This window comes from Pasteurella testudinis DSM 23072, assembly GCF_900176075.1.
GTDB lineage: Bacteria > Pseudomonadota > Gammaproteobacteria > Enterobacterales > Pasteurellaceae > Chelonobacter > Chelonobacter testudinis.
Map to the genome: position 1 here is coordinate 1 of NZ_FWWV01000017.1, position 26,818 is coordinate 26,818.

27 protein-coding genes and 1 pseudogene are annotated in these 26,818 nt (G+C 49.1%); 8 read left to right on the forward strand and 20 right to left on the reverse strand.

Going from position 1 to position 26,818, the window contains the following annotated elements; translation table 11 throughout:
• The 5 genes and pseudogenes from B8880_RS07790 to B8880_RS07810 form a co-directional block, all read right to left on the reverse strand.
• Positions 1 to 140, reverse strand: a pseudogene (locus tag B8880_RS07790) (transposase); the annotation flags it as partial.
• A gap of 220 nt (positions 141 to 360) precedes the next feature.
• Complete coding sequence (glyA, locus tag B8880_RS07795; protein WP_084257059.1) at positions 361 to 1,614, reverse strand: serine hydroxymethyltransferase; 1,254 nt, start codon at positions 1,612 to 1,614, stop codon at positions 361 to 363.
• Positions 1,615 to 1,752: 138 nt separating this feature from the next.
• On the reverse strand, positions 1,753 to 3,054 hold the full coding sequence (gene purD / locus B8880_RS07800) for a phosphoribosylamine--glycine ligase (protein WP_084257060.1): 1,302 nt from the start codon (positions 3,052 to 3,054) through the stop codon (positions 1,753 to 1,755).
• Between the two features lie 70 nt (positions 3,055 to 3,124).
• A complete protein-coding gene (gene purH / locus B8880_RS07805) occupies positions 3,125 to 4,726 on the reverse strand; it encodes a bifunctional phosphoribosylaminoimidazolecarboxamide formyltransferase/IMP cyclohydrolase (protein WP_084257061.1) in 1,602 nt (533 codons plus the stop codon).
• 247 nt (positions 4,727 to 4,973) lie between these two features.
• Complete coding sequence (locus B8880_RS07810; protein WP_084257062.1) at positions 4,974 to 5,234, reverse strand: hypothetical protein; 261 nt, start codon at positions 5,232 to 5,234, stop codon at positions 4,974 to 4,976.
• 73 nt (positions 5,235 to 5,307) lie between these two features.
• Between B8880_RS07810 and B8880_RS07815 the strand changes: the two genes are divergently transcribed.
• Positions 5,308 to 5,559 (forward strand): helix-turn-helix domain-containing protein, encoded by a 252-nt coding sequence (locus B8880_RS07815; RefSeq protein ID WP_084257091.1) that lies wholly within the window; start codon positions 5,308 to 5,310, stop codon positions 5,557 to 5,559.
• 12 nt (positions 5,560 to 5,571) lie between these two features.
• On the opposite strand, the gene B8880_RS07820 is transcribed toward B8880_RS07815, so the two are convergent.
• Together B8880_RS07820 and B8880_RS07825 are read right to left on the reverse strand one after the other, a co-directional pair.
• Complete coding sequence (locus tag B8880_RS07820) at positions 5,572 to 6,063, reverse strand: YbaK/prolyl-tRNA synthetase associated domain-containing protein (RefSeq protein ID WP_084257063.1); 492 nt, start codon at positions 6,061 to 6,063, stop codon at positions 5,572 to 5,574.
• A 90-nt stretch (positions 6,064 to 6,153) separates the two neighbouring features.
• Positions 6,154 to 6,561, reverse strand: coding sequence for a DoxX family protein (locus B8880_RS07825; RefSeq protein WP_084257064.1), 408 nt, complete (start codon positions 6,559 to 6,561; stop codon positions 6,154 to 6,156).
• A gap of 165 nt (positions 6,562 to 6,726) precedes the next feature.
• On the opposite strand from B8880_RS07825, the gene B8880_RS07830 reads away from it, so the two are divergent.
• Positions 6,727 to 7,068 (forward strand): DMT family transporter, encoded by a 342-nt coding sequence (locus tag B8880_RS07830; RefSeq protein ID WP_269807793.1) that lies wholly within the window; start codon positions 6,727 to 6,729, stop codon positions 7,066 to 7,068.
• A 56-nt stretch (positions 7,069 to 7,124) separates the two neighbouring features.
• Here B8880_RS07830 and ppnP read toward each other — a convergent pair whose 3' ends face one another.
• From ppnP to nudE, 7 genes are all read right to left on the reverse strand, one after another.
• Entirely contained in the window at positions 7,125 to 7,406 is a 282-nt protein-coding gene (gene ppnP / locus B8880_RS07835; protein WP_084257066.1) for a pyrimidine/purine nucleoside phosphorylase, read from the reverse strand.
• Between the two features lie 70 nt (positions 7,407 to 7,476).
• Positions 7,477 to 8,259 carry a 4,5-DOPA-extradiol-dioxygenase gene (ygiD, locus tag B8880_RS07840; RefSeq protein WP_084257067.1) on the reverse strand — a complete coding sequence of 261 codons (783 nt, stop codon included), beginning with the start codon at positions 8,257 to 8,259 and terminating at the stop codon, positions 7,477 to 7,479.
• 154 nt (positions 8,260 to 8,413) lie between these two features.
• Positions 8,414 to 9,868 carry a decarboxylating NADP(+)-dependent phosphogluconate dehydrogenase gene (gene gnd / locus B8880_RS07845; RefSeq protein WP_084257068.1) on the reverse strand — a complete coding sequence of 485 codons (1,455 nt, stop codon included), beginning with the start codon at positions 9,866 to 9,868 and terminating at the stop codon, positions 8,414 to 8,416.
• An 88-nt stretch (positions 9,869 to 9,956) separates the two neighbouring features.
• Entirely contained in the window at positions 9,957 to 10,670 is a 714-nt protein-coding gene (gene pgl / locus B8880_RS07850) for a 6-phosphogluconolactonase (protein WP_084257069.1), read from the reverse strand.
• A 1-nt stretch (position 10,671) separates the two neighbouring features.
• Positions 10,672 to 12,171, reverse strand: a complete 1,500-nt coding sequence (gene zwf, locus B8880_RS07855) for a glucose-6-phosphate dehydrogenase (RefSeq protein WP_084257070.1) — start codon at positions 12,169 to 12,171, stop codon at positions 10,672 to 10,674.
• Between the two features lie 102 nt (positions 12,172 to 12,273).
• Entirely contained in the window at positions 12,274 to 13,101 is an 828-nt protein-coding gene (gene cysQ, locus B8880_RS07860) for a 3'(2'),5'-bisphosphate nucleotidase CysQ (protein ID WP_084257071.1), read from the reverse strand.
• Entirely contained in the window at positions 13,098 to 13,661 is a 564-nt protein-coding gene (gene nudE / locus B8880_RS07865; protein WP_084257072.1) for an ADP compounds hydrolase NudE, read from the reverse strand. Before nudE ends, cysQ begins: the two co-directional genes overlap by 4 nt.
• Before the next feature lie 107 nt (positions 13,662 to 13,768).
• Here nudE and yrfG point away from each other — a divergent pair, with 107 nt between their 5' ends.
• From yrfG to pckA, 4 genes are all read left to right on the forward strand, one after another.
• Complete coding sequence (gene yrfG / locus B8880_RS07870) at positions 13,769 to 14,416, forward strand: GMP/IMP nucleotidase (RefSeq protein WP_418889030.1); 648 nt, start codon at positions 13,769 to 13,771, stop codon at positions 14,414 to 14,416.
• A 3-nt stretch (positions 14,417 to 14,419) separates the two neighbouring features.
• Positions 14,420 to 14,809, forward strand: a complete 390-nt coding sequence (hslR, locus tag B8880_RS07875; RefSeq protein WP_084257073.1) for a ribosome-associated heat shock protein Hsp15 — start codon at positions 14,420 to 14,422, stop codon at positions 14,807 to 14,809.
• Positions 14,810 to 14,877: 68 nt separating this feature from the next.
• The gene (gene hslO / locus B8880_RS07880) at positions 14,878 to 15,768 is read left to right on the forward strand and encodes an Hsp33 family molecular chaperone HslO (protein ID WP_084257074.1); all 891 of its coding nucleotides are present in this window, start codon (positions 14,878 to 14,880) and stop codon (positions 15,766 to 15,768) included.
• Between the two features lie 187 nt (positions 15,769 to 15,955).
• On the forward strand, positions 15,956 to 17,560 hold the full coding sequence (gene pckA / locus B8880_RS07885) for a phosphoenolpyruvate carboxykinase (ATP) (protein WP_084257075.1): 1,605 nt from the start codon (positions 15,956 to 15,958) through the stop codon (positions 17,558 to 17,560).
• Positions 17,561 to 17,648: 88 nt separating this feature from the next.
• Here pckA and B8880_RS07890 read toward each other — a convergent pair whose 3' ends face one another.
• Positions 17,649 to 18,113, reverse strand: a complete 465-nt coding sequence (locus B8880_RS07890) for a DUF302 domain-containing protein (protein ID WP_084257076.1) — start codon at positions 18,111 to 18,113, stop codon at positions 17,649 to 17,651.
• Positions 18,114 to 18,291: 178 nt separating this feature from the next.
• Here B8880_RS07890 and ygfZ point away from each other — a divergent pair, with 178 nt between their 5' ends.
• The gene (gene ygfZ / locus B8880_RS07895) at positions 18,292 to 19,260 is read left to right on the forward strand and encodes a tRNA-modifying protein YgfZ (RefSeq protein WP_084257077.1); all 969 of its coding nucleotides are present in this window, start codon (positions 18,292 to 18,294) and stop codon (positions 19,258 to 19,260) included.
• Between the two features lie 50 nt (positions 19,261 to 19,310).
• Here ygfZ and galU read toward each other — a convergent pair whose 3' ends face one another.
• From galU to uspA, 5 genes are all read right to left on the reverse strand, one after another.
• Positions 19,311 to 20,198 (reverse strand): UTP--glucose-1-phosphate uridylyltransferase GalU, encoded by an 888-nt coding sequence (gene galU, locus B8880_RS07900; RefSeq protein WP_084257078.1) that lies wholly within the window; start codon positions 20,196 to 20,198, stop codon positions 19,311 to 19,313.
• 73 nt (positions 20,199 to 20,271) lie between these two features.
• Positions 20,272 to 21,639 carry a phosphohexomutase domain-containing protein gene (locus B8880_RS07905; RefSeq protein WP_084257079.1) on the reverse strand — a complete coding sequence of 456 codons (1,368 nt, stop codon included), beginning with the start codon at positions 21,637 to 21,639 and terminating at the stop codon, positions 20,272 to 20,274.
• Positions 21,640 to 21,658: 19 nt separating this feature from the next.
• On the reverse strand, positions 21,659 to 21,841 hold the full coding sequence (csrA, locus tag B8880_RS07910) for a carbon storage regulator CsrA (RefSeq protein ID WP_084257080.1): 183 nt from the start codon (positions 21,839 to 21,841) through the stop codon (positions 21,659 to 21,661).
• Between the two features lie 187 nt (positions 21,842 to 22,028).
• Positions 22,029 to 24,653: an alanine--tRNA ligase gene (alaS, locus tag B8880_RS07915; RefSeq protein ID WP_084257081.1), complete on the reverse strand. Its 2,625-nt coding sequence runs from the start codon at positions 24,651 to 24,653 to the stop codon at positions 22,029 to 22,031.
• 267 nt (positions 24,654 to 24,920) lie between these two features.
• Positions 24,921 to 25,349: a universal stress protein UspA gene (gene uspA / locus B8880_RS07920; RefSeq protein ID WP_084257082.1), complete on the reverse strand. Its 429-nt coding sequence runs from the start codon at positions 25,347 to 25,349 to the stop codon at positions 24,921 to 24,923.
• Between the two features lie 423 nt (positions 25,350 to 25,772).
• Between uspA and corA the strand changes: the two genes are divergently transcribed.
• Complete coding sequence (gene corA / locus B8880_RS07925; protein ID WP_084257083.1) at positions 25,773 to 26,720, forward strand: magnesium/cobalt transporter CorA; 948 nt, start codon at positions 25,773 to 25,775, stop codon at positions 26,718 to 26,720.
• Positions 26,721 to 26,818: the final 98 nt, after the last annotated feature.

Sequence of the window (26,818 nt, forward strand, 5' to 3'; positions counted from 1 at the left end):
GCCTTAATATGCTGCCTATAATCCATTCGTAATTTCCCATAAATCGCTTTTCGTCTCAATTTTGGGATAAAGACTATGTGATACTTACAGTTCCATCTTGTGTGTGATAGACTCGAATCGTCATTGGACTTACTTGCCATTGACATATCCTCCTATATCTTGAATTTTGGTTGTCAGCCTTGTTCATTATATCGGAGGATTTTTTCTTTTCATCGCTTAAGCTCTTTGATTCCATACGCATAGCGTATGGTTTTTATAGGCAGTCTTCGTCTGCCTATAATAAAAAAGCAGTGGGCGAATAAACCCACTGCTATTTATTTTAACCGATTGGTGTTAACCGATTCGCTTCAAATTATCGGATTAGGCATACACCGGAAATTTTTTGCAGATTGCCAATGCTTTCTGTTTGATTTCTTCGATAACCGCTTCATCTTCGATGTTATCCAACACATCGCACATCCAGCCCGCCAGTTCTTTCGCTTCCGCTTCTTTGAAGCCGCGACGGGTAATCGCCGGTGTACCGACACGGATACCGGAGGTGACAAACGGACTTTTCGGATCGTTCGGCACGGCGTTTTTATTGACCGTGATATTGGCGCGCCCTAACGCTGCGTCCGCCGCTTTGCCGGTTAAGCCTTTATTGACCAAATCCACCAAGAACAGGTGATTTTCCGTACCGTTGGACACGATATTGAAACCACGCTGTTTAAACACTTCCACCATCGCTTGTGCGTTTTTCACTACTTGTTGTTGGAACGTTTTGAATTCCGGCTCCATCGCTTCTTTAAAGCAAACCGCTTTTGCCGCAATCACATGCACCAACGGCCCGCCTTGTCCGGCTGGGAATACCGCACTATTCAGTTTTTTGTACAGCTCTTCGTCGCCGCCTTTCACCAAAATCAAGCCGCCGCGCGGACCGGCAAGCGTTTTGTGGGTGGTGGTGGTGACAACATGCGCATGCTCCATCGGGCTTGGGTAAACGCCTGCTGCAATCAAACCGGCGACGTGCGCCATATCGACGAACAGATACGCCCCGACTTCATCGGCGATTTCACGCATTTTTTTCCAATCCGCCACTTGCGAATAAGCGGAAAAACCGCCGACGATCATTTTTGGTTTCACTGCCAGCGCTTGTTCACGCAATGCGTCATAGTCGATAAAGCCTTCGTCGGTAATGCCGTATTGTTCGGCATGATAAATTTTACCGGAGAAGCTAACGGTCGCGCCGTGGGTCAAGTGACCGCCGTGCGCCAAACTCATGCCTAAAATGGTGTCGCCCGGATTTAACAACGCCATATACACCGCCGCATTGGCTTGCGAACCGGAGTGCGGTTGCACGTTGGCGTAGTCTGCGCCGAACAGTGCTTTGGCGCGATCAATCGCCAGTTGTTCGATAATATCGACATATTCGCAACCACCGTAATAACGCTTGCCCGGATAGCCTTCGGCATATTTATTGGTCAGCTGCGAACCTTGCGCTTCCATTACACGCGGGCTGGCATAGTTTTCCGATGCGATCAGCTCGATATGTTCATCTTGGCGGCGATCTTCGTCTTTGATTGCCTGCCATAACACCGGATCATAATCGGCGATATTCATATCACGTCTTAACATTGCTCAATTCCTCATTTTAGGTGGTAAATAACTTGTCTGTAGTGTACGGTTTTTTTCACCAACCATACACTGTTTTTTTGCTTAATCGTTGTCGTTTATTTTGTGCTCGGAATGAAAAATTTTCATACCGCACTTTGATTATTTCGTCGCTTGCTCACGCGCCACGGCACGATAACCGATATCACGGCGATAGAAGCGACCTTGCCATTGCACCTGTTCCGCCAGTTGCAACGCCTGTTGCTGTGCGGCGGCTACCGTATCGCCCAGTGCGGTGACGCACAACACGCGTCCGCCGTTGGTCAGTAATTGGTTATCTTTCTGTTCGACACCGGCTAAGAACACTTTTTGTCCGGCAAGTGCGGTTTGCCCTATAGACGGAATTCCGCTGATCACATCGCCTTTGCGGTAATCAGCCGGATAGCCTTCCGCCGCCAACACGATACCTAACGCCGCTTGGGTGCACCACTCGGATCGCACTTGATCCAGTTTACCGTCGCACGCCGCTAAGCACAGTTCGACCAAATCCGATTGCAAGCGCATCATAATAGGTTGGGTCTCCGGATCGCCGAAACGGCAGTTGAATTCAATCACTTTCGGTTGTCCGTTTGGCATAATCATTAAACCGGCGTACAGAAAACCGGTGTAAGTGTTACCTTCCGCCGCCATGCCGTTCACGGTCGGGTAAATCACCTCTTGCATAATCCGTTGGTGAATTTCCGGCGTGACCACCGGCGCAGGCGAATACGCGCCCATGCCGCCGGTGTTTAAGCCCGTATCATTTTCGCCGACCCGTTTGTGATCCTGACTGGTCGCCATCGGCTCAACATGTTTGCCGTCCACCATCACGATAAAACTGGCTTCTTCGCCGTCTAAAAACTCTTCGATCACGATACGGTGTCCGGCATCACCAAAGGCGTTGCCCGCCAGCATATCCTGCACCGCACTTTCGGCTTCTGCCAAGGTCATCGCCACGATCACGCCTTTGCCTGCCGCCAAACCGTCGGCTTTAATCACAATCGGTGCGCCTTTTTCGCGCAGATACGCCAGTGCCGGTTCAACTTCGGTAAAGTTTTGATATTCGGCGGTCGGGATTTGTTGGCGTGCCAAGAAATCTTTGGTGAAGGCTTTTGAGCCTTCCAACTGTGCCGCCGCTTGGGTCGGGCCGAAAATTTTCAAACCGGCGGCGCGAAACGCATCGACCACGCCGATCACCAATGGCGCTTCCGGTCCGACAATGGTCAAACCGATTTCATTTTTCTGGGCAAATTCCACCAATGCCGCCAAATCGGTAGCGGCAATGCTGACATTTTCCACTTTCGCCTCAAGTGCGGTGCCGGCGTTGCCCGGCGCAACAAAGACTTTGTCCGCTAATGGCGATTGCGCCACTTTCCAAGCCAAAGCATGTTCACGTCCGCCATTGCCGATAATTAAAATATTCATTTGAGATCCTTACTTAACAAATCGATATAAAAAGTGCGGTCGCCACCGTTGGCTGACCGCACTTTGCAGATTAATGACGGAAATGGCGCATTTTGGTCAGCACCATCGCCATGCCGTGTTCGTCGGCGGCGTCGATCACTTCCTGATCGCGCATTGAGCCGCCCGGGTGAATCACGCAGCTCACACCTGCCGCCGCTGCTGCATCAATGCCGTCGCGGAACGGGAAGAAGGCATCGGACGCCATCACCGTGCCTTTCACTTCCAGCCCTTCATCGGCGGCTTTGATACCGGCGATTTTGGCGGAATACACCCGACTCATTTGTCCGGCGCCGATACCGATGGTTTGGTTGTTTTTGGCATACACAATCGCATTGGATTTGACATATTTGGCCACTTTCCAGCAGAACAACAGATCTTTCAACTCGGCTTCGCTCGGTTGGCGTTTGCTCACCACTTGCAAATCGTCCAACCCGACCATGCCTAAATCGGAATCTTGCACCAGCAAGCCGCCGTTGACCCGTTTGAAATCCAAGCGCGGCTGGCGTTCGCTCCACTCTCCGCACTCAAGCACACGCACGTTTTTCTTGCTTTTCAATACCGCTTTTGCCTCGTCCGCCACCGTAGGGGCGATAATCACTTCGACGAATTGGCGCTCGATAATGGTTTGTGCGGTTTGCAGATCCAAAGTGCGGTTGAAAGCAATAATGCCGCCGAATGCAGAGGTTGGATCGGTTTGATACGCACGGTTATAGGCTTCTAAAATATCAGCCCCCAAGGCGACGCCGCACGGATTGGCGTGTTTGACAATCACACACGCCGGCTCGGCAAACTCTTTCACGCATTCCAACGCCGCGTCGGTATCGGCGATGTTGTTATACGACAACGCTTTGCCTTGCAACTGTTCGGCGGTGGCAACACTGGCTTCGTGCAGCTCGTTTTCCACATAAAACGCCGCGTTTTGATGGCTGTTTTCGCCGTAGCGCATGGTTTGCTTACGGGTGAAATTCAGGTTCAAGGTGCGTGGGAACTGACCGCTCGGCTGGGTTAAATCCTCTTCTTCCGCCCCTTGGTAAGGCGGCACTAAGCGACCGAAATAGTTGGCAATCATGCTGTCGTATTGGGCGGTGTGTTCAAAGGCTTTGATGGCGAGGTTAAAACGGGTGTCGAGGGTGAGGGAATTTTGGTTATCGTCCATTTCTTGCAGAATTTGCTTAAAATCCGCATTATTCACCACTATCGCCACATCTTTATGATTTTTCGCCGCAGAACGCACCATGGTCGGGCCACCGATGTCAATATTTTCCACCGCATCTTCCAAGCTGCAATTTGGCTTGGCAACGGTCTGCGCAAACGGATATAAATTGACCACCACCATATCAATCGCCTGAATGCCGTGAATCGTCATCACTGCGTCATCAATGCCGCGCCGTCCCAAAATACCGCCGTGCACTTTCGGGTGCAGGGTTTTGACCCGCCCGTCCATCATTTCCGGAAATTGGGTGTAGTCGGACACTTCGGTGACCGTTAACCCGTTGTCTGCCAACAGCTTAGCCGTGCCGCCGGTGGACAGCAGCTTAACACCGCGTTGCACCAGCCCTTGGGCAAATTCAACAATGCCGTTTTTATCTGACACACTCAACAGCGCTTGACGAATAGGACGATTTGATTGCATTTGTGCATTCCTTTACAGATTGGTTGGTTTAAATGGGGGAAAATTCAAGCGGAAATTATAGCGTAGTTTACACTTTTTCTGTAGTGGAAAACCGATTTATGGTGATAACGAAGAGATAAAGCAAAAAATTGTTTAGGTGCAACCAATATAGCGGAATAAAATCTTATTCCCAACAAACACCTCTGTCTTAGCTTATACTAAGCGAATACGGTGTTATAGGACTAACAATGCAATTCTGCTACAAAACTTACTGACCGGCAGCCAGCCCTAATCCCAGCATACTAAGCAACAACGGGGAGGTGAACAAGCCGATAATGGTAAGAATCCATGCTAAAACGCTCACACCGATTCCCGCAATATTTTTATTTTTTACTGCTGTAATTGTTGCAAAGATAGCCACAATTGCAGCTAACGGTACAAAAATAACCCCTAAGAATAATATCCCCAGAACTGCCAAAACACAGGCGATAACGCCTGCAGTCATACCTGAATTTGTTTTTTCACTCATATATAAACTCCTTAAATTACCCAAGTTGCACCCAAAACAGGTTCAAATATATATTAAACCTAAAATGGGTGCAATGAAAAAGTTTAGATCATCAATCCATTCCGAAAAACAGCTATGGCTAAGACAACACTTTATCGAGCAAAGAAAAGCGTTGGGTTTGTCACAGCGTGCATTATCAGAACGTTTAGGCGTGATTTACTCGTTGATTGGAAAAATTGAAACCGGCGATCGGCGTTTGGATATTTTGGAATTTCTTGATTATTGCCAAGCCTTAGAATTGGATCCTGTCGAGTTGCTACAACAATTGCAACTGCTGCAACGGTAATTGTGCGGTAAACTAAACCGCACTTTGCACAAAATCCAGCACCAGCGGATTAGCGATCCGACGGTAATCTTCGGTATTCAGAATAATCGAGTTTTCCAGCGTGCCGGCATTAAACGCCAGCTCGGCATAACGAGCAAACAAGCTGCGCTCGGCAACCAGTTTTAAATCGGGGTGAAAACTAAACGGCGGAATCGCGCCGAATACGCAATCGGTCAGTTCGCCGACCTCTTTCGGGCTGGCTAGCCCCGCACGCGTACCGCCCAGCGCGGTTGCCAAACGCGATAAATCCGCCTGTTTATCCGCCGGTAACACCGCCAAAACATGCTGTTTTTTGCCTGCGCCTTTGATCACGCACAGCAAGGCTTTCGCCCCCTGCCCTAACTGCGTGCCGCGAATTTGCGCGACCTGTTCCGATTTGCCGCAAGCGCGGTGTTGCAGGGTGCGGTAACGTGCCTGCTGCTGATCCAAAAGTGCGGTCAGCTGTTGAAAAGTGCGTTGTGACATGGCGCCGTCCTATCGTCAGAAAAATATCAGCATAACAAAAAACCCGTGCGGCGTTAACCGAACGGGTTGAAAAACCAAGCCAAACAGCGGCTATTTTTTGCCGAGTTTGTTATCCAAGGCAAAGGCACCGGCGCCGCTGAACACAAAGTATAAGAACACCAACGAATATAGCGCCGCCAATTCACCTTGATTCAACAATGGCATTAACACGTTGCCTGCACCGGCGTGTACGCCGAAATAAGCGAACGCCATTTGACCGGATAATAAAAACGCCACCGGACGGGTGAACAAGCCTAATGCCAGCAAAATCCCGCCGCTGATTTCCAATACGCCTGCCAAGCCGTATTGGGAAAACAGCGCCACACCGCCGTTGCCGCCGGTCATGGAAACCGGAATTTCAAAAAATTTTGCCGTACCGTGCCAGAAAAACATATAAGCGGCGATAATGCGTAATAGTGCCAAAGCGTATGGCGCGAATGAATTTAATTTGTTGTTCATAAATTTCTCTCTGATAAACGTTAAAATGTAAAAAGGGTGTTACTAGCAAAAGTGCAGTCATTATAGTTTTCCTAATGAGCGGAACAATCCGAGAAAAAGAAAGATATTATCAACTGAGAGGAAATGTTCGCTTGTGTTATACTGCGCACAAAACCGCACTTTTAAATGAGAAATATAATGTCTTGGATCTATCTGTTTATTGCGATTGCCGCCGAAATCGTGGCGACCTCGATGCTGAAAGCCTCACAGGAATTCACCCGTTTAGTGCCGAGCGTGATCGTGGTAGTCGGCTACTGTGTGGCGTTCTATTTCCTCAGCCTGACCCTGCGCACCATTCCGGTCGGCGTGGCATATGCGGTCTGGTCGGGGGTAGGGATTGTGATTGTTGCCTTGATCGGTTGGATTGCTTATCAACAAAAACTGGATTTGCCTGCGATACTGGGGATTGGCTTGATTGTTACCGGTGTATTGGTGATGAACTTGTTTTCAAAAACAGTGGGGCATTAGGCGATAAAAAATCGCCACGTTAGCGGTGGCGATGATGGCTCAACGTGCGGTCAGACTTAGCCGTAAGTACAGAAATACGCCGTTTCGACGTCCACTTTCAGATCAAACGATTGGTTGGCTTGCACGGTAAAGCTCTCGCCTGGGCTGAATGTTTGCCATTGGTCGCTGTGCGGTAATTTAACGGTCAAAGCGCCGCTGATGACCGTCATGGTTTCAAATTGGCTGGTGCCGAAGGTGTATTCGCCGACCGCCATCACGCCGACGGTCGCCGGTAGAGTTTCGGTCTGCAAGCCGATTGACGCAACCTTGCCGTCAAAATATTGGTTGATTTTTAACATTTTTGCTTTCCTTGCGTTGAGTAAGTGTTTTTCATTCTAGGTGAAGAACCGCAAGCAACGCAAGTGCGGTTTAACCCACTTGTACGCAGGTCATATCCAGCGAACCGCCGACAAAGTCGGTATTGAAAATATCCAAGCTGTCGTCGTCATCACGCAGTGCCAAAATATACAGCAACGGCAGAAAGTGTTCCGCGGTCGGAATGGCTTTTTGTACGTCTGCACCCAAAGTGCGGTAGTTCGCCAATGAATCCAAATCACCTAAACGAATCAAATCCAACAGCGTTTGTTGTGCGCTGTGCGCCCAGTCATAGCCGAACAGCGCGTCAGCCCGCTGCCAATCCATTAAGCGCAGATTATGCACCAAATTGCCGCTGCCCAAAATCAATATGCCCTGCTCGCGCAATGGTTTCAGTTGCTTCGCCAAGTCGATATGCTGCTGCATACTCAATTCTGCGCCCAGACTGAGTTGCACAATCGGAATATCGGCTTCAGGATACATTTTCGCCAACACCGCCCAAGTGCCGTGATCCAGCCCTTGCTGCGGATCTAACCGCACTTCTGGATTATCCACCAATTGCTGCACCTGCAGCGCCAACTGCGGATCGCCTTTTGCCGCATATTTCACTTGATATAGCGTATCTGGAAAACCGTAAAAATCATAAATCAGTTCCGGATTCGGCGAGGCGGTTTCCGCCACCTGCTCTGAAATCCAGTGGGCGGAAATCACCAAAATCGCTTTCGGTTTCGGCATTTGCTGCGCCGCCTGATACCATTTCGGCGTAAATGGATTCTCCTCAATCGCCAGCAGCGGCGAACCGTGCCCGATAAAAATCGCCGGCATTTTAGTGTTCATGTTAATTTCCTCGTGATTAATTTTTGATGGCTTGAGTATAGAAATCAACGCAGAAGAAATAAAGTGCGGTTTTGTTGATTGAGGGTTTCTTGTGGGGAAAGAAAAACCCGCCAATCTGAATGGCGGGTTTCCAATCGGGTTAAAGTGCAGTCAATTACACTTCATAAGTGGTGGAAGCGGTGTTGCCGCCTTTGCCGGTCCAGTTGGTGTGGAAGAACTCGCCGCGCGGTTGGTCGATGCGCTCGTAGGTGTGGGCGCCGAAGTAGTCGCGTTGCGCTTGCAACAGATTTGCCGGCAAACGGGCGCTGGTGTAGCCGTCCAAGAAGGTGATGGCGGACGCCATGCACGGCATCGGCAAGCCGATTTCAATCGATTTCGCCACCACTTTACGCCATTCTGGCAACGCATTTTCCAAAATGGTTTTGAAATAGCTGTCTGCGCCTAAGAATTGCAGATTCGGGTTGGTTTCGTAAGCATCACGGATATTGCCCAAGAACGCACTGCGGATAATGCAGCCTTCGCGCCATAAAAGTGCGGTGTTGCCGTAGTTCAGATCCCAATTGTTGTTTTCAGAGGCTTCGCGAATCAACATAAAGCCTTGCGCATAAGAGATGATTTTTGAGGCAAGCAACGCTTTACGCACCGCTTCGATCCATTGCGCTTTGTCGCCTGCAACCGTGCCGATCTGTTTGTTAAACAAGGCTTGGTTTTCGACGCGTTGTTCTTTAAATGCCGACACGCAACGGGCGAATACCGCTTCGCTGATTAAGGTCAAGGGAATGCCTAAGTCCAAGGCGTTAATCCCTGTCCATTTACCCGTGCCTTTTTGACCGGCGGTATCCAGAATTTTTTCCACCAGCGGTTCGCCGTTTTCGTCACGGTAGCCGAGAATATCGGCGGTGATTTCAATCAGGTAGCTGTCCAGTTCGGTTTTGTTCCATGCGGTGAAGACTTGGTGCAATTCGTCATAACTTAAGCCCAAGCCCTCTTTCAGGAATTGGTAGGCTTCGCAAATCAACTGCATATCGCCGTATTCGATACCGTTGTGTACCATTTTCACGAAATGCCCTGCGCCCTCTTTGCCGACCCAGTCACAGCACGGCTCGCCGTCTTTGGTTTTGGCGGAAATCGCTTGCAAAATCGGTTTGACATACGGCCACGCTTCGGCATTGCCGCCCGGCATGATGGAAGGTCCGAAACGCGCGCCCTCTTCACCGCCGGAAACCCCGGCTCCGATAAAGCGAATGCCTTTCGCTGCCAAATCTTTCACACGGCGGTTGGTGTCAGGATAATTGGAGTTGCCACCGTCGATGATGATGTCGCCCTCTTCCAAGTGCGGTAGCAGGCTGTCGATAAATTGATCGACCACCTCGCCGGCGCGCACCATCAACATCACTTTGCGCGGTTTTTCCAGTTTGTCGGCAAGATCTTGCAGCGAGTATGCGCCGATAATATTTGTGTCTTTGGCTGCGCCTTGCAAAAACTCGTCCACTTTGCTGGTGGTGCGGTTGTAAGCCACGACCTTGAAGCCGTGATCATTCATGTTCAGAATCAGGTTTTGCCCCATGACCGCAAGTCCGATTACGCCAATATCACCTTTCATGTTTATTTCCTTCTGCTTTGCTAAAATTGTTGATTTTTATCTGTAAACGGGCGGATATGCAATCCGCCCCTACAACACTCTTATATCAGATCCGTTACAGCAGCTGCGAGGCCGCGTCGGCGTCCAAATACCATTCGGTGTTGCCGTTATTCGCTTTCACCCGTGCCGCCGGATACGGCAATTCGCTGGCGCCGGCTTGTTGGATTTCACGCAGCAAATCCGCTTTGCTCGCACCTGTGACCAAATAGGTCAGGCGTTTTGTATTTTCAATTAAATAGGCGGATTTGGACACGCGCAGTTGTCCGCTTTGCGGCTGTTTCGCCACAATGGTTAATTCTTTGGTTGCAAAATCCGCTTGTAACGGGAACAGGGAGGCTGTGTGCCCGTCGGTTCCCATGCCCAAGATAATCCAGTCAAATTCCGGCACGCCGGCACTGTTTTTCGGCACAACAGCTAACATTTCCGCCGCAAAACGTTCGGCTTCGGCTTCCGGCTCGTCTTCGCCGCGAATGCGGTGGATATTTTCCGCCGGCATTTGGATATGATCGAATAACAAGCGCTGTACTTCGCCGTAATTGCTCTCTTCGTCATCGGGCGCAACGCAACGCTCGTCGCCCCACCAAAAATGCAAATTCGCCCAGTTGATTCTATCGGCGTATTCCTCCGCCAAGGTTTTAAACAACAACTTCGGCGTGCTACCGCCGGACAGGGAGATATGTACCGGTTTTGCCTGCTGGCTATACGCCAAAAACTCTTCTGCTATCTTCTCTACCGCACTTTGTGCGTCTGCAAACTTACTATATTTCATGTTATAACTCACAATATTCCGTATTCGTTAAATTTTTACACGGGAAACGCCAGCTACGGTTTTTGGATTCCATCATAAAATCCGCTTCTTGCGGCCCCCAAGTACCGCTGGCATAACCATAAAGTTTTGGATTATTGGCTTTATAATCCAAAATCGGTTGGACAAACTTCCAACAGGCTCGCACTGCGTCACTGCGCGAAAACAGGGTTGCGTCCCCTAACAGTGAATCCAGTAGCAAACGTTCGTAAGCATCAAGGATATTGGTATCAGCCAGATCCTGATAGTGGAAATCCATTGATACTTCTTTGGCCTGAAATCCGGAACCCGGATTTTTCAAGCCGAAACTCATTACGATCCCTTCATTCGGCTGAATGCGGATAATCAGTTTATTTTCCGGTGCGTTGGCGTTAAACACCGGATGCGGGGTTTTCTTGAAGTGAATCACCACTTCGGTTACCCGTGTCGGCAGGCGTTTGCCGGTGCGCACATAAAACGGCACGCCGCTCCAACGCCAGTTGTCGATTTTCAGTTTCAACGCCATATAAGTTTCGGTGCGCGATTGCGGATCAACGCCGTTTTCTTCGCGGTAGCCTTTTTGGTATTCGCCGCGCACTTTCGCGCTGGTGTATTGCCCCAGCACCAGATATTTTTCCAAATCTTCATCACTCAACGGGTGTAGGCTTTGCAACACTTTCACCACTTCGTTACGCATGGCGTCGGCATCGATCACCGCCGGCGACTCCATCGCAATCATCGCCAACACTTGCAGCAAATGGTTTTGGAACATATCGCGCATGGCGCCTGAGCCGTCGTAGTAACCGCCGCGCTCTTCTACGCCCAGTGCTTCCGCACCGGTGATTTCGACATAATCAATGTAATTCCGGTTCCACAGCGGCTCGAATAAGCCGTTGGAAAAGCGCAATACCAAAATATTTTGTACGGTTTCTTTGCCTAAATAGTGGTCGATACGATAAATTTGCGATTCATCAAAATCTTCGTGCAGCTTGGCATCTAGGCTGATCGCCGATGCCAAATCATAACCGAACGGTTTTTCCACCACCAACCGTTTCCAACCGTTACGTTGATGATTCAAGTCGTGCGCGGCCAGATGCGCCGGAATAACCGGATACAAGCTCGGCGGCGTGGAAAGATAGAACAGCGCATTGCCTTGCGTGCGGTGTGTTTTTTCAAACTCGTCCAACCGCACTTTGACTTTGGCGTAATCCTCAACCTTGGCGGTATCAATCGCTTGATAGTAAACATGGGAGAAAAACTCAAGCATCTCGTGCTTTTCAATCTTTTCGCTTTTTCCCAGAATATCCATCAGTTTTTCACGATATTGCTCATCACTGTATTCGGTGCGGCTGACCCCCAAAATGGCAAAATCATCCGCCAGGCGGCCGTTTTTAAATAGATGATACAAGGCAGGAATTAGTTTGCGGTGGGTTAAATCCCCTGATGCGCCAAAAATAACAAGGCTGTTGTTGTCCGGTTTTTTCATTTTATCTCGTCCTTCAGGTTGACTGACCTTTTCATCAGCAATCCATGCAGTCTAATAACATCAATTCACAGCGTCAATCGCTTATTTTGTCCTAATCGTCTATTATTTTAATAGTTGTTGAAATCGTACTACTTTTTGCCATGGAAAGGCGGCGTTGCCGAGCATGATAAAATCCGGATTAATCAGGGTTTCGCGCTGATTATAGGTCAGGGCATTGCCGTACAAATCCACGATTTTTCCGCCGGTTTCACGCAAGATACATTCGACCGCCGCCGTATCCCATTCGCCGGTTTTACCCAAGCGGATATAGCAGTCGCTGCGCCCTTCCGCTACCAGCGCACCTTTCAAGCCGCTAGAACCGTAACGGATCAGTTGATAGTCAAACTGATCGTGAAACATCGCCATCACTTGTTGCCGCCGCACATTCTTACCCACCGCAATCCGAATCACGTTATCGCTTGGCGGTTGGGTTTGCAAACGGCTAATCACGCCGTTCTGCTGTTTGTAAGCGCCGAATTTATCCATGGCATAAAACGCCAGCCGCGAAACCGGTGAATAGACGATGCCCAGTGTCGGCTGATTATGCTGCACCAAGGCGATCAACACCGAAAACTGATCGGTTTTTTCCAAAAACTGCTGCGTGCCGTCCAGCGGATCGACCAGCCAATACTGCGTCCACTGCCGCCGCTCGGCAAAGTCAATGGTTTGGCTCTCCTCGGATAACACCGGAATCCCCGGAGTCAAGGCTTGCAGCTCGTCCTCCAAAAAACGGCTGACCGCCAAATCGGCTTCGGTCACTGGGGTATTATCGTGTTTCAGCTCGCTTTCGATATCACGGTAATAAAACGTCAGCAGCTTTTCACCCGCTCTTTTGGCAATCGACAAGGCGGCGTTTAACAGCGGTTCGCTGAGTAGAATGGCATGGGTCATACTGAGTGCTTCCGTTCCGCCAGATAATCGCGCAACAGGTAAAGTGCGGTCAAATTGCGCGCTTCGCAAAAGTCATCGTGTGATAACAACTTGTCAAGATCTTGCAACGGATATTCAATCACGTCCAGTGGTTCAGGCTCATCACCGTCTAAGCGTGACGGCGTTAAATTTTCTGCCAAAAAGATGTGCATCGGGTTATGCATAAAACCGGGCGAGGTAATTACGGTTTTCAATAATGTCAGGTTTTGCGCCTTGAAGCCGATTTCTTCCTGCAATTCGCGGTTGGCGCTCTGCTGCGGGGTTTCGCCAGCGTCCATCAAGCCTTTGACAAAACCCAGTTCATAACGTTCTGTTCCCACAGCATATTCACTGATCAACAGCAGCTTGTCCTGATGAATCGCTACTACCATCACCGCACAACGGCTGCTGGGTTTAAACCGTTCGTAAGTACGCCGCTCACCGTTGGAAAATTGCAAATCCACCGCCTGAATTTCAAAAATGCGCGATTTGGCAGCGGTCGCCACCGAGAGAATTTGCGGTTTTTGTCGGGCGTTATGCATAGCTTTCCTTAAAGGCTTATTGCGCTTCGTTTACCATTTGCCAATTAACAAAGGTAACGATACCATAGAACCGCTATTAATGTAAAAAAGGAAAGTGAGTGAAAATAATAGATTGGGATCAAATTGATACCGTATTGTTTGATTTGGACGGCACGCTGATCGATCTGCAATTGGATGTCGCTTTTTGGAAACGGCTGGTGCCGCACGCCTATGCGGAAAAATCAGGCTTGGATCAACGTCACAGCCAGATTCATCTGCACCAGCTGTATACTCAAATCGAGCACAGTATGCAGTGGTATGACATTGATCATTGGGCGGAAGTGTTGCAACTGCCGATTCGCGACATGCTGCGCCGCCACGCCGCCAACACCAAAGTGCGGTATGGCGTGTATCCTTTGCTCAGCTTCCTACAGCGAAACGGTAAAAAGTTAATCTTGCTGACTGATTCACACCCGTTCAGCTTGCAGCTTAAGCTGGAACAGTGCCAGTTAGCACCTTATTTCAGCCATTTAATCTCTTCCCATCAATTTCAAAAACCGAAAATGGACAGCGAGTTGTGGCAGCGGCTTTACCGAGATTATCCGATTGATCCGCAGCGCACGCTGCTGATCGATGATATGGAAAAAGTGTTAGACTGCGCCAAACAGAGCGGGCTCGCTTATACCCTCGGCGTGGAATTGCCCGATTCGCAAGCGGCGGCTAAAGTCTTCACCAACCACCGCAGTATCCGCAATTTTCATCAATTATTGGATTAAGTCATGACAACCGATTCGCAAGTTCGCCTCGATAAATGGCTGTGGGCAGCCCGTTTTTACAAAACCCGTTCGCTGGCACGCGAAATGATCGACGGCGGCAAGGTACATTACAACGGGCAACGCAGCAAACCGAGCAAAATCGTGGAAATCGGCGCCATGCTGAAACTGCGCCAAGGCAGCGAGGAAAAAGAGGTGCAAGTGTTGGCATTATCCGACAAACGCGGTAACGCCACGCAAGCGCAGCAATTGTACCAAGAAACCGCCGCCAGCATCGCCAAACGCGAACAAATCGCCGCCGCACGCAAAGCCAATGCGCTGTCAATGCCGCACCCTGAACGGCGCCCGAATAAAAAAGAGCGGCGGGATTTGATTAAGTTTAAGTATCAGGAATAACCCTTGCAAACCTTAATTCCGCCCATATATAGCAAGCAATCTTAACGAACAATTTAAATGGAAATCACATGAGCGAAACAACGAATACTCCGAATTATACGCAAGACAACGACACCCTGCACCGCTATCTGTTCAGCCAAAGAGCGGTACGCGGCGAGTGGGTGCGTTTGAACCGCACTTTCAGCGAAACCTTGAACACCCATCACTATCCGACAGCGGTACAAAACCTGTTGGGGGAAATGTTGGTGGCGACGGCACTATTGACCGCGACTTTGAAATTCGAAGGCAATATCACGGTGCAAATTCAGGGCGACGGTCCGTTGAAATTGGCGTTGGTTAACGGCGACAACCAACTGAATCTGCGCGCCTTAGCCCGGGTGGACGGCGAGATTGCCGCCGACAGCAGCTTGCAGCAGATGATCGGCAAAGCGGTGTTGGTGATTTCAATTAATCCGACCCAAGGCGAGCGTTATCAAGGGATTGTCGAATTAAGCAAACCGACGATTAGCGAGTGCTTACAAGACTATTTCGAACGTTCCGAACAGTTGAAAACCGCACTTGTGATCAAAACCGGCGAATTTGACGGCCAGCCGGTCGTCGCCGGTATGCTGCTGCAAATTATGCCGGACGGTACAGGCTCGGCTGATGATTTGCAACATCTGCAACTGCTGACCGAAACCGTGAAAGCGGAAGAGTTGTTCGGCTTAACGGCGCAAGAGTTACTGTACCGTTTATACCATGAAGAAACGGTGGAACTGTTTAACCCAAGTGCGGTACGTTTCTATTGCGGCTGTTCGGCGGAACGTTCCGGTTCGGCGTTATTATTAATTGACGATAGCGAAATCGATGAAATTTTAGCCGAACACAACGGCAGTATTGACATGCAATGCGAATGTTGCGGCACGCACTACTTCTTCAACAAACAGGCTATCGAACAACTTAAACAACCTGCTAGCTAATCGCCAACAACTCGTTAACAGGAATGTATAACTCTTGCAAAAAGCACGTCCAAATTAGGCGTGCTTTCACTTTTTTTCTGACAAGCATGTTGAATAGTTTGATCCAGCTAACATTTTTATTTTGCATTTTCTTCTACAATAACTTCGGATTTCAATTTTGAACTTAATAAACTATATCGAGGTAATTATGTCAGTAGTAAAAGAATTAGCTGTATTGGGTATCAACGATGTAACAGAAGTGGTGTATAACCCAAGTTATGAATTCTTGTTTGAGGAAGAAACCAAAGCCGATTTACAAGGCTATGAAAAAGGCACATTGACCACCACCGGTGCGGTGGCGGTTGATACCGGTATTTTCACCGGCCGTTCGCCGAAAGATAAATACATCGTGTTGGACGATAAAACCAAAGATACCGTGTGGTGGACCAGCGACAAAGCCAAAAACGATAACAAACCGATGAGCCAAGATACTTGGGCAAGCCTGAAAAAATTGGTTGCTGATCAGTTGTCCGGCAAACGCCTGTTTGTAATCGACGCGTTTTGCGGCACCAACCCTGACACCCGTTTAGCGGTGCGGATCGTGACCGAAGTAGCATGGCAAGCGCATTTCGTGAAAAATATGTTTATCCGCCCAAGCGAAGAAGAACTGAAAAATTTCAAACCGGATTTCACTGTGTTAAACGGGTCCAAAACCACCAATCCGAACTGGAAAGAACAAGGTTTGAACTCGGAAAACTTTGTAGCGTTTAACCTGAGCGAAGGCGTGCAGTTGATCGGCGGTAGCTGGTACGGCGGCGAGATGAAAAAAGGCATGTTCTCGATGATGAACTACTTCCTGCCGTTAAAAGGCGTGGCGTCTATGCACTGTTCCGCCAATGTGGGCGAAGACGGCGATGTCGCGGTGTTCTTCGGTTTGTCCGGCACGGGTAAAACCACTCTGTCCACCGATCCGAAACGCCGCTTAATCGGTGACGACGAGCACGGTTGGGACGATGAAGGCGTGTTCAACTACGAAGGCGGTTGCTATGCCAAAACCATCAACTTGTCCGAAGAAGCCGAGCCGGATATTTACCGTGCGATCAAACGCGATGCGCTGTTGGAAAACGTCGTCGTGTTGGAAGACGGCACAGTGGATTTCAACGACGGTTCGAAAACCGAAAATACCCGTGTTTCTTACCCAATTTACCATATCCAAAACATCGTTAAACCGGTTTCCAAAGCAGGACACGCCAAAAAAGTGATCTTCCTGACCGCAGATGCGTTCGGCGTATTGCCGCCGGTTTCCAAACTGACTCCGGAGCAAACCCAATACTACTTCCTGTCCGGCTTCACCGCCAAACTGGCGGGTACAGAGCGCGGTATCACCGAGCCAACCCCAACCTTCTCCGCTTGTTTCGGCGCGGCATTCCTATCCTTACATCCGACCCAATATGCGGAAGTGTTGGTGAAACGTATGCAAGCCTCCGGCGCAGAAGCCTATCTGGTCAACACCGGCTGGAACGGTACCGGCAAACGGATTTCCATCAAAGATACCCGCGGTATCATTGACGCAATCTTAGACGGTTCGATTGAAAAAGCGGAAATGAATCAATTGCCAATCTTCGATTTGGCGATTCCGACCGCACTTCCGGGCGTTGATCCTGCAATCTTGGATCCGCGCGACACCTATGCAGATCCAACCCAATGGCAGGCGAAAGCGGAAGATTTGGCAGGACGTTTTGTGAAAAACTTCGACAAATATACCGACAATGATGAAGGCAAAGCCTTAGTGGCAGCCGGTCCTAAAGCCTAAGTTTTAACCGGGAAAGACGATGAAACCGCACTTGAGTAAAGTGCGGTTTCTTTTTGGAAATAAGCTCAGATCAATTCGTTAGGATCGTTTATCTGGCTGACTGCTCTTTGACGGTATTGGCAATTAATTTTTCGGCACCGGACAGTTTTTCCGACAGCGCTTGCGGAACGTGATGTCGCTTGCCGAGAAATTCGGCTTTATTCAACGAAACGAACACCTTACCGTTTTGATCTTCCCACACCAAGGCTTTCAACGGCAGATCAATTGCCAGCGTTGGCCGTTCAACCATCATCGCCGTGCCGACCTTCGGGCTACCGAAAACCACCACCGTTGCCGCCGGCATATTCAAACCGTTATCTTGTTCGGCTTTTTGGTGATCAATCAGGGCGAACACGGTCATGCCTTTATCGGTTACGGTTTTTTCAATTAACTGCACGGTTTCAACGGCGCTATATTGGCTCGGTACGGTCAATAAACCGTTATCGGCGGATTCTGCTTGGGCTAAAAAAGGTAACATTGCGATAATAAATCCTACTGTTTTTCTCAATTTCATACGATCTCCTTGTTTGCTGAATGGCACTATCAGCATAGGCAAATCCATTGCTTAAAAATTGTCATAAAAACTAAATAATTTAAGATTTGATCGCATTTTTAAAGATAGCCTTTTGCCCTGAAATCGGTGTAGAATCGGAACAAATTATCTATTTTACAAAATTTGTCGAGAAAAAATCATGAGCTTACATTGCCAATATCCCCTGCTGACAGAAAGCCGCGCGAACATTGTTTGCGCCTTGGAACACTACCAATTAATCGAAGTCGACGGCGAAGACAGTGAGAAATTTTTACAAGGACAGCTCACCACCGACGTAAGCAAACTGGCTGTCGGCGATTCCACATTAACCGCCCACTGTGATCCGAAAGGGAAAGTCTGGTCGGTATTTCGGTTATTGCGCCTGAGCCAGACACAATTCTATTTGATTATCCGTAGTGCCTTGCTTCCGGCAGCGTTCGAGCAGCTGAAAAAATATGCGGTTTTCTCCAAAGTCAGTTTTACACCGCTAAACCGCACTTTGATCGGTTTTGCCGGCAAGCAGGCGGCGCAAACTCTCGGCACATTATCCGATACCGTGTGCGGCGGACAACTGCCAAATGCCGAAACGCCGTTGAGCCGTAATAACGGCAACCTGCTGCTGTATATCGCACACGCACAACCGCGTTGGTTGCTGATCAGTGAAAGTGCGGTTGCCATTACCCCGACCGAAAGCGCTTCGGCTTGGGATCTGCTGGATATTCAGGACGGCATACCGCTATTGACCGCGGAAAACCAGAATCAGTTTATTCCGCAAGCAATCAATTTACAGTTGCTGGAACAAACCGTTTCATTTCATAAAGGCTGTTATATCGGGCAGGAAACCATCGCCCGCGCCAAATATCGCGGTGCCAACAAGCGCGCGCTGTTTACCTTAGTCGGACAACCGGATACCGTTCCGGCTATCGGGCAGGGGGTGGAGTTATTGCTGGAAACCAACTGGCGCAAAACCGGTTCGATTTTAAATGCGGTACAGCACGACGGTGTATTGTGGCTGCAAGTGGTGCTGGCAAACGATAGCGAAGCCGGTCAACGTTTCCGCTTAAGCGAGGACAGTCCGCAGCCGCTGTGCTTATATCCGCTGCCTTATACCTTGGAAGAATCAGCCTAAAATAAGGCTTAGTCGAAAAAATACGGGCGGGATATTTCCCACCCGATTTATTATAACGTTTTGCTGAACTGCCGCAAAAAGCCTTTAAACTCGTCGCCTAATTTCGGGTGTTGCGTGCCGTATTCCACAATCGCTTGCAAATAACCCAGTTTATCACCGCAATCGAAGCTTTTACCGCTCATATGGAAGGCTTCTACGGTTTCCTGCTCGATCAACATATCAATCGCATCAGTCAGTTGAATTTCATCGCCCACGCCGACTGGGGTTTTCGCCAGTAAGTTCCAAATCGCCGCGGAAAAGACATAACGCCCGACCACCGATAAATTCGACGGCGCTTCTTCCACGCTCGGTTTCTCCACGATATTGTTGATCACCGCACTTTCACCGCCATTGAGTACCACGCCGTTACAATCGACAATGCCGTAGTTGCTGACCTCTTGCGGCGCAACCGGTGCGACCATAATCTGGCTGATTTGCGTTTCTTTAAAGCGCTGCAACATGGCCGCCAGATTCTCTTTTTTCTGATCGGCACTAAATTCCGCCAAAATCACATCGGGCAGCACTACCACAAAAGGTTCGTCGCCGACCAACGGTTTGGCGCACAATACCGCGTGTCCCAAGCCTTTGGCGTTTCCTTGCCGAACGTGCATAATCGTCACGCCGGGCGGGATAATCGACCGCACTTCTTCCAGCAACTGACGCTTAACCCGTTTTTCCAACATCGACTCCAGCTCATACGACGTGTCGAAATGGTTTTCAATTGAGTTTTTGGAAGAGTGGGTCACCAAAACGATCTCTTTGATTCCCGCATTGACACATTCGCTGACCACATACTGAATCAGCGGTTTGTCCACAATGGTCAGCATCTCTTTCGGAATGGCTTTGGTGGCAGGCAGCATGCGTGTGCCAAGCCCGGCTACCGGAATAATCACTTTCATGAGGTTTCCTTTAATCGACAAGAATAAACGCCGTATCTATTTAAACGTAGATACGGCGTTATTCTACTAAAAATTAGGCACGAAGTAATGCCAAAATTTCCGTTGTTTTCTCTTCCATCAAGGCTTTATCGCCACGGGTCTCCAGATTCAACCGCACTACCGGTTCAGTATTTGAGCTGCGCAGGTTAAAACGCCAAGTCGGATATTCGATACTGATACCGTCCATTTCGTCCACCGCAATGGCATCTTTTTCGTAAAATGCACGCACGCGGGCAATCGCAACTTGGGCATCTTCCAATTTACTGTTGATTTCGCCCGGCGAAGGATAGGCATTCAAACGATCGCCAACCAGCTGTCCTAAGGTTTTGCCGGTGGTGCAGAGCAATTCCGCCGCCAACAACCACGGGATCATGCCGCTGTCGCAATAGAAGAAATCACGGAAATAGTGGTGCGCACTCATTTCGCCGCCGTAAATCGCGTCCACAGCACGCATTTTCTCTTTGATAAACGAGTGGCCGGATTTGGACACCACTGCTTCGCCGCCCATTTCTTCGACTAATTCAACGGTATTCCACATTAGGCGCGGATCTAAGATAATTTTCGCCCCCGGATTTTTGGCTAAAAACGCCTGTCCCAACAAACCGACGATATAGTAGCCTTCGATAAAAGTGGCATTCTCATCAAACAGGAAGCAGCGGTCAAAGTCACCGTCAAAGGCAATCCCCATATCCGCCTTGTTCGCCAACACCGCATCAATGGTATCTTGGCGGTTTTCATGCAAAATCGGGTTAGGGATTCCGTGCGGGAAATTGCCGTCCGGCTCGTTATGCACCTTGATAAAGCTCACCAGCGGGGCTTTTTCTTTAAAACGGGCTTCCAATTCGTCAATCACATGACCGGCAGCACCGTTACCGGAGTTGATCACCAGTTTTAACGGTTTGTTGAAATTATCCAGATTGATATAGGTCAGCAGATGATCAACATACTCTTTCAGCACCGAAAGCTGTTTATATTCGCCGCGTTTTGCAACTTCGGGAAAATTATTTTCTTCCGCCAAACGCTGGATATCACCCAGCCCACTGTCGGAACTGATAGGGCGCGAGCCTGCCTTAACGAATTTCAAACCGTTATAATTCATCGGGTTATGACTAGCCGTTACTTCAATGCCACCGTCCACTTTCAGGAATGAGGTAGCAAAATAGACTTCTTCGGTACCGGTCAGGCCCAAATCAATCACATCGACACCGGAATCCAACAAACCATTGGTCAAAGCGCTTTTCAATTCCTTGCTGCTTAAACGAACATCACCGCCGACCACAACGTTTTTCGGTTGCAAAAATTGCCCGAAAGCACGTCCGATCCGATAAGCAATATCGGTATTCAGTTCGTCACCCAAACGACCACGCACATCATAAGCCTTGAAACAAGTTAATTTTGTCATCTACAAACTCCAATTACCGTTAATCTGTTTTTTTATCATCTGCTTCTTTAAGACGCTGATATATTTCTTCCCGATGCACTGCGACATCTTTTGGAGCATTCACTCCGATTTTTACCTGATTACCGCGCACACTGAGTACAGAGATGGAAATATCCTCTCCGATTAGCAAACTTTCACCGATTTTTCTCGTCAGAATAAGCATATATCCCTCTTTGATCGCAATAAAGGTGTTATTTACGGTAATCCGAAATATTTATTACCGAAAAATAACACACATTGATAATACTTTATTTCATAAAAAAAAGTGATCGAAAAAACCGTAAAATGTGCAGTGGCACACAAAAATAAAAACAGGACAAATGCCCTGTTTTTTATTCGCTTTGATTTAATTACAATTTATTTTCTAGCCACGTTTTCGCACTTGCCAGTGCAATGGCGACATTTTCCACTTGTGCGCCGCCGGCCATCGCCAGATCAGGACGGCCACCGCCTTTTCCGCCGACTTGCTGCGCCATTAAGTTGACCAGTTCGCCGGCTTTAACTTTCGCGGTTAAATCGTTGGTAACGCCGACAATCAGATTCACTTTGCCGTCACTCACCGAAGCAAACGCAATCACTGCTGAACCCAGCTGGTTTTTCAAATCGTCCACCATAATCCGCAGCGATTTTGCTTCCACACCGTCCAGCTTTTGCAGTACCACCTGCACGCCGTTAATTGTTTGCGTCTGTTTCGCCAAATTGTTACCGGCTTGCTGCGCCGCTTTTTCTTTCAGCAGCTGCAACTCTTTCTCGCTACGTTTGTTGCGCTCCTGCAATTGCTGGATTTTCTCAACCAAGCTATTGCTGTCCGCTTTCAACAGATCCGCACTTTGTTGAATGACGGCTTGCAGTTGGTGCAACCAGTTGATCGCATTCGCACCGGTCACGGCTTCAATCCGGCGAATCCCTGCCGCAATCGCACCTTCGGAGGTGATTTTGAACAAACCAATGTCGCCGGTACGTTTAGCATGAATGCCGCCGCACAGTTCAGTAGAAAATTCGCCCATCGACAACACCCGCACTTGTTCGCTGTATTTTTCACCGAACAATGCCATTGCGCCTTTGGCTTTGGCTGCATCCAAATCCATAATTTCGGTTACAATCGGCAAATTGGCACGGATTTGCTGATTGACCAGATCTTCAATCGCATTCAACTGCGCTTTACTGATCGCTTCCGGCTGCGCAAAGTCAAAACGCAAAATGCTGTCGGACACCAAAGAGCCCTTTTGGCTGACATGCGTGCCTAAAATTTGACGCAGTGCGGCGTGCAACAAATGGGTTGCCGAGTGGTTGAGTGCGGTTTTGGCACGGCGTTGGCTGTCCACCGCCGCATTCAAACTCTGTCCGACCACCAACTCACCTTGCAGCAATTCACCGATATGCCCGAATACTTTGCCGTATTTCTGCGTATCTTTCACCGCAAAAACCGCACTTTGGCTTTCCAGACGACCGCTATCGCCGATTTGTCCGCCGGACTCGCCGTAAAACGGCGTATTGTCCAACACCACTACCGCACTTTGTCCGGCTTGCAGGCGCTCCACTTCCTTGCCGTCGTGGAAAATCGCCAACACCTTGCCCAAACTTTCCGATTCGCTGTAGCCCTCGAAACAGGTTTCGCCGTCAACGGAAATCACATTACTGTAGTCAATGCCGAAATTGCTGGCGGCTTGCGCTTGCTGGCGCTGGGCTTCCATCGCACGGTCAAAGCCGTCCTGATCAATCACAATCTCTTTTTCACGGCAAATGTCCGCCGTCAAATCATACGGGAAGCCGTAAGTATCGTACAGTTTGAACACCACTTCGCCGGACAGCACCTTGTTTTCCACTTTCGCCAACGCCTCGTCCAACAGCACCAAACCGCGCTCCAACGTACGGGCGAACTGCTCTTCTTCTTGACGCAGCAGTTTTTCGATTAACGCCTGATTGTCTTTCAGCTCGTTGCCGGCTTCCGCCATCACCTCAATCAAGGTCGGCACAAGTTGATAGAAAAAAGCACCTTTTGCCCCTAACAGATGTCCGTGACGCACCGCGCGGCGGATAATGCGGCGCAATACATAACCGCGCCCTTCGTTGGACGGAATCACGCCGTCGGCAATCAGATAAGCACAAGAGCGGATATGATCGGCAATTACGTTTAACGATTTGTTCTTCAGATCAACCGTGCCGGTGATGTCGGCGGCTTTAGCCACCAAACGGCGGAAAATATCAATGTCGTAGTTGGAGTTAACGTGTTGCAGCACCGCACTGATGCGCTCCAAGCCCATGCCGGTATCGACCGACGGTTTCGGCAGCGGCAGCATTGTGCCGTCCGCTTGGCGGTTAAACTGCATGAATACCACGTTCCAAATTTCGATATAGCGGTCGCCGTCCTCTTCGGCGGATCCCGGCGGGCCGCCCCAAATATGCTCGCCATGATCGTAGAAAATTTCGGTGCAAGGACCGCAAGGACCGGTGTCGCCCATTTGCCAGAAGTTATCGGACGCATAAGGTGCGCCTTTGTTATCGCCGATACGCACGATACGCTCCGCCGGCACACCGACGGTTTTATTCCAAATATCATAGGCTTCCTGATCGGTTTCATACACCGTCACCCACAGTTTTTCCGCCGGCAGGTTCAACCAAACGGCAGAAGTCAGAAATTCCCACGCATATTGAATCGCGTCCTGCTTGAAATAATCGCCGAAACTGAAATTGCCCAGCATTTCAAAAAACGTGTGGTGGCGCGCGGTATAGCCTACATTTTCCAAATCGTTATGCTTTCCGCCGGCACGCACGCAGCGCTGCGCGGTGGTCGCCCGTTTGTAATTGCGTTGATCCTGACCGAGAAACACCTCTTTAAACTGGTTCATACCGGCATTGGTGAAAAGCAGGGTCGGATCGTTTTCCGGCACCAGCGAACTGCTGGCGACAATCTGATGTCCTTTGGTTTCGAAAAAACGTAAAAAGTCGCGTCTGATATCTGCTGTTGTTTTCATTAATCTTTAATCCTTTGCGATAACAACTTTATAGGGTAGTCGTGTATGTAAAAACGGTCTATTTTCGCATAAAAAATAGGCGTGGGGAATGGCTTTGTGCGCGGTTTAAGTGCGGTTGTCGGCAAATTATGCCGTTCATTAGGCGGACAAAACCGCACTTTGCCGATTTTTGACAAAGTGCGGTTAAAATAACGTGCGGTTACACGAAAACAGGCTTGCGCCGAAAACGGTCAGGTTCAAGCCTAAATCCTACGTCAAAAGCGCAGGCTAATCTTCGTCTTTCAGCGGCACCACCAGCATATCGATAGTAATCGAATTCATGACTTGTCGGGTGGAGGAGATCAGCTTGCTCCAGAAATCCTGATGATGTCCTGTCACCAACAGATCAGCATCATATTTGCTGATCGCTTCTTTCAATACCTGCTCCAAATCACCAGTGCCGCTCAATTTTTCCGTAATCGGATAATCGACTGAACCCGCCAACTTGTTTAACGCTTCTTGGGTTTCTACTGAGATTCGATCCTGCATCGTTGCCATATTAATATCAATCAAGCCGGTATACAGATCGGAAAAATTGACATCGACATGGATCAGCGACAGTTTTGCCTGATGGCGCTTGGCAATATCCACTGCTTTGTTCAGCAGAATCGGGCTGTCTTCGGATAAATCTACGGCTACCAAAATGTGTTTGTACATAATCGCCTCCTTAATTACTTATCAGCTAAGTAAATGTTTCGTATCAAAAATACACCTAATACTGTCAGAATAATACCACCATGCCAAAAAAAAGAGCTTGTGCCAGATCACAAATTATTATTTTTCTTATGAAAAATTTTAGCAGATAAACCACCACGCCCCACCGCTCTCGGATATTATAACTTGACCTTTACCAGCGTAGAGCGTAAGATTCGCACGATTTAATAATATGAGGACACACACTTTGGACAGTCACAGTCGATGCCGGCTTAATTCTTACATTTGATACCCGCCCTCATTTCCCTTGACTTGTCGGCGAGCCTATCGCGGATAAGTACGAATCGTTTCTACTTGCCTGTTATTAATTACCGGAATCTTAATTTGTTCATTGCGTGTTCATAAACCCATCGGGGAGTATGAAATATGATTGGTGCTTTTGCATTGGACAACGCCCGTCTGGTTCGCATTGACGAAACCAGCCAAAATTTAGACTCGGCCATCTGGATTGACCTGATCGATCCCAGCAGCGAAGAACGTGAAGTGTTGCAGGAAGGGCTGGGGCAAAGCCTCGCCAGCTATTTGGAATTGGAAGATTTGGAAGCGTCGGCACGTTTTTTCGAAGACGAGGACGGCTTGCATTTACACTCTTTCTTTTACTGCGAAGACGAGGACGACTACGCTGACATTTCGACCGTTGCCTTCACCTTGCGCGACGGGCGTTTATTCACCCTGCGCGACCGCGAACTGCCGGCTTTCCGTCTCTACCGCATGCGTTCGCGCATTCAGAAATTGGAAGCCTGTAATGCCTACGAATTGCTGCTGGATCTGTTCGAAACCAAAATCGAACAGCTCGCCGATGTGATCGAAACCATTTACGCCGATTTGGAACAATTAAGTCGGGTTATTTTAGACGGCAAACAAGGCGAAGCCTTTGACCAAGCCCTCTCCACCCTGACCGAACAGGAAGACGCCAGCTCCAAAGTGCGGTTATGCCTGATGGACACCCAACGGGCGTTGAGCTTTTTAGTGCGCAAAACCCGTCTGCCGGCAAGCCAGCTCGAACAGGCGCGCGAAGTATTGCGCGATATCGAATCCCTACAACCGCATAACGAATCCCTGTTCCAAAAAGTGAACTTCCTTATGCAGGCGGCAATGGGTTTTATCAATATCGAACAGAACCGGATCATCAAAATCTTCTCGGTGGTTTCGGTGATTTTCCTGCCGCCGACGCTGGTCGCGTCCAATTACGGTATGAACTTTAAAGAAATGCCCGAACTCGGCTTCACCTTCGGCTACCCGATGGCGCTCGGTTTAATGCTGCTCGCCGCGTTTGCGCCGTATATCTATTTTAAACGCAAAGGCTGGCTGTAAATTGTGATGATAACCGGCGTATGCAACCAACCGCACTTCAAGTGCGGTTTTTTTGTACTGGAAAATACCATAACCACATCGGCAAATGAAAAGTGCTG

Excerpts from the sequence above, each read along its gene's own strand:
- glyA (WP_084257059.1), bottom strand. The coding sequence starts at position 1,614 with ATGTTAAGACGTGATATGAATATCGCCGATTATGATCCGGTGTTATGG.
- purD (WP_084257060.1), bottom strand. The coding sequence starts at position 3,054 with ATGAATATTTTAATTATCGGCAATGGCGGACGTGAACATGCTTTGGCT.
- purH (WP_084257061.1), bottom strand. The coding sequence starts at position 4,726 with ATGCAATCAAATCGTCCTATTCGTCAAGCGCTGTTGAGTGTGTCAGAT.
- B8880_RS07810 (WP_084257062.1), bottom strand. The coding sequence starts at position 5,234 with ATGAGTGAAAAAACAAATTCAGGTATGACTGCAGGCGTTATCGCCTGT.
- B8880_RS07815 (WP_084257091.1), top strand. The coding sequence starts at position 5,308 with ATGAAAAAGTTTAGATCATCAATCCATTCCGAAAAACAGCTATGGCTA.
- B8880_RS07820 (WP_084257063.1), bottom strand. The coding sequence starts at position 6,063 with ATGTCACAACGCACTTTTCAACAGCTGACCGCACTTTTGGATCAGCAG.
- B8880_RS07825 (WP_084257064.1), bottom strand. The coding sequence starts at position 6,561 with ATGAACAACAAATTAAATTCATTCGCGCCATACGCTTTGGCACTATTA.
- B8880_RS07830 (WP_269807793.1), top strand. The coding sequence starts at position 6,727 with ATGAGAAATATAATGTCTTGGATCTATCTGTTTATTGCGATTGCCGCC.
- ppnP (WP_084257066.1), bottom strand. The coding sequence starts at position 7,406 with ATGTTAAAAATCAACCAATATTTTGACGGCAAGGTTGCGTCAATCGGC.
- ygiD (WP_084257067.1), bottom strand. The coding sequence starts at position 8,259 with ATGAACACTAAAATGCCGGCGATTTTTATCGGGCACGGTTCGCCGCTG.
- pgl (WP_084257069.1), bottom strand. The coding sequence starts at position 10,670 with ATGAAATATAGTAAGTTTGCAGACGCACAAAGTGCGGTAGAGAAGATA.
- zwf (WP_084257070.1), bottom strand. The coding sequence starts at position 12,171 with ATGAAAAAACCGGACAACAACAGCCTTGTTATTTTTGGCGCATCAGGG.
- cysQ (WP_084257071.1), bottom strand. The coding sequence starts at position 13,101 with ATGACCCATGCCATTCTACTCAGCGAACCGCTGTTAAACGCCGCCTTG.
- nudE (WP_084257072.1), bottom strand. The coding sequence starts at position 13,661 with ATGCATAACGCCCGACAAAAACCGCAAATTCTCTCGGTGGCGACCGCT.
- hslR (WP_084257073.1), top strand. The coding sequence starts at position 14,420 with ATGACAACCGATTCGCAAGTTCGCCTCGATAAATGGCTGTGGGCAGCC.
- hslO (WP_084257074.1), top strand. The coding sequence starts at position 14,878 with ATGAGCGAAACAACGAATACTCCGAATTATACGCAAGACAACGACACC.
- pckA (WP_084257075.1), top strand. The coding sequence starts at position 15,956 with ATGTCAGTAGTAAAAGAATTAGCTGTATTGGGTATCAACGATGTAACA.
- B8880_RS07890 (WP_084257076.1), bottom strand. The coding sequence starts at position 18,113 with ATGAAATTGAGAAAAACAGTAGGATTTATTATCGCAATGTTACCTTTT.
- ygfZ (WP_084257077.1), top strand. The coding sequence starts at position 18,292 with ATGAGCTTACATTGCCAATATCCCCTGCTGACAGAAAGCCGCGCGAAC.
- galU (WP_084257078.1), bottom strand. The coding sequence starts at position 20,198 with ATGAAAGTGATTATTCCGGTAGCCGGGCTTGGCACACGCATGCTGCCT.
- B8880_RS07905 (WP_084257079.1), bottom strand. The coding sequence starts at position 21,639 with ATGACAAAATTAACTTGTTTCAAGGCTTATGATGTGCGTGGTCGTTTG.
- csrA (WP_084257080.1), bottom strand. The coding sequence starts at position 21,841 with ATGCTTATTCTGACGAGAAAAATCGGTGAAAGTTTGCTAATCGGAGAG.
- alaS (WP_084257081.1), bottom strand. The coding sequence starts at position 24,653 with ATGAAAACAACAGCAGATATCAGACGCGACTTTTTACGTTTTTTCGAA.
- uspA (WP_084257082.1), bottom strand. The coding sequence starts at position 25,349 with ATGTACAAACACATTTTGGTAGCCGTAGATTTATCCGAAGACAGCCCG.
- corA (WP_084257083.1), top strand. The coding sequence starts at position 25,773 with ATGATTGGTGCTTTTGCATTGGACAACGCCCGTCTGGTTCGCATTGAC.